Below are 1,495 nucleotides of genomic sequence, written 5' to 3'. Positions count from 1 at the left end.
GAGGTTGTTCCGGCGGCTCAAGGGCTACCGCCGAATCTTCTCCCGGTTCGAAAAGCTTGATGCGATGTTTCTCGGCTTTCTCAGCTTCGTGCTCGTGGTCGATGGGCTTCGCAGTTTGTGTTAACAGGCCCTAGACGAATGGCCATGAAACAGCCAGATATCCCTGGAACTTTTCCGTCTTAGCACTCTCCAAGCAAGAGTGCTAACATTTGCAGAGAAGGATCCAGAAAGGAACCATCCATGACCTTGACGACCTCCCTTGCCCCCCGTGACCCCTGGAGTGTGGTGCCCTCGCTGGGCAACCTGGACGCGTACATCCGCTTCGTCCAGACCGTGCCCATACTGGAAGCCGACGAGGAACAAGCCCTGGCTCGTCAACTGCGCTCGGAAAACGACCTCCAGGCCGCTTCGCGCCTGGTGCTCTCGCACCTGCGCCTCGTGGTGTCCATCTCGCGCCAGTACCTGGGCTACGGCCTGCCGCAAGGCGACCTGATCCAGGAAGGCAACATCGGCCTGATGAAAGCCGTCAAGCGCTTCGACCCCGACCAGGGCGTGCGCTTGGTGAGCTACGCCATGCACTGGATCAAGGCCGAGATCCACGAGTACATCCTCAAGAACTGGCGCACGGTCAAGGTCGCCACGACCAAGGCCCAGCGCAAGCTGTTCTTCAACCTGCGCTCGCTCAAGCACCAGTTCAAGGGCGAAGACGGCAACGACCACGTGGGCCGCGCCGGCTTCAGCGACGCCGAGATCCAGCGCGTGGCGCAAGAGCTCAACGTGCGTCCCGAAGACGTCATCGAGATGGAAACCCGCATGGCGGGCGGTGACGTGGCCCTGGAAGCCCAGGCCGACGACGACCACGACGCGCCCCTTGCGCCCGTGACCTGGCTGGCCGACGAACAGCACGAGCCCACGCGCATGATCGAGGCCCAGCACCGCGACTGGCTGGCCAGCGACGGCATCCGCCACGCGCTGGCGTCGCTGGACGAGCGCAGCCGCCGCATCGTCGAAGAGCGCTGGCTCAAGGTCAACGACGACGGCTCAGGCGGCATGACGCTGCACGACCTGGCAGCCGAGTACGGCGTCAGCGCCGAGCGCATTCGCCAGATCGAATCGGCCGCCATGAAGAAAATGCGCAAGGCGCTGGCCGAAAACGCCACAGCTTGATCGTCCCCCAGCGGCGACGCCAACGACAAGGGCCTGCAAGCGCAGGCCCTTTTCCATTGCACCGCTCCTCAACGGCGACAGGCCCTTCGCCTTACGTATACTTTCAAGGTCCGGCCTTTCGGGGGGAGCCCGGTGCACCTCGAGGCTCCTAAACTCCCGGCACCAAACAAATCAAATCAGGGACCATGAATCTGCCAAGCCTGTCGGACCTGGCCGGGCTGCTGTCTGCGTGGGCGCAAGACACCCGGCTGCACGCGCTGGCGGCCACGCATGCCGAGCAGCCCTTGCCCGCTGACTTGATGGTCGAGCGCTTCGAGCTGCACGAAGC

At 63.5% G+C, this 1,495-nt stretch carries 1 protein-coding gene and 1 pseudogene; both read left to right on the top strand.

The annotated features are described in order from the left end of the window. Nucleotides 1-124 (top strand): annotated as a pseudogene (locus ABG80_RS00500) (IS5-like element ISCARN85 family transposase); the annotation flags it as partial. A gap of 116 nt (nt 125-240) precedes the next feature. Further along, on the top strand, nt 241-1,167 hold the full coding sequence (gene rpoH / locus ABG80_RS00495) for an RNA polymerase sigma factor RpoH (RefSeq protein WP_058085847.1): 927 nt from the start codon (nt 241-243) through the stop codon (nt 1,165-1,167). Nucleotides 1,168-1,495: the final 328 nt, after the last annotated feature.

It is taken from the genome of Aquabacterium parvum, assembly GCF_001447195.1.
GTDB lineage: Bacteria > Pseudomonadota > Gammaproteobacteria > Burkholderiales > Burkholderiaceae_C > Aquabacterium > Aquabacterium parvum.
Note: the sequence above shows the minus strand (reverse complement) of the source record. Positions and strands in the feature narration are given on the sequence as shown.

Excerpts from the sequence above, each read along its gene's own strand:
- rpoH (WP_058085847.1), top strand. The coding sequence starts at position 241 with ATGACCTTGACGACCTCCCTTGCCCCCCGTGACCCCTGGAGTGTGGTG.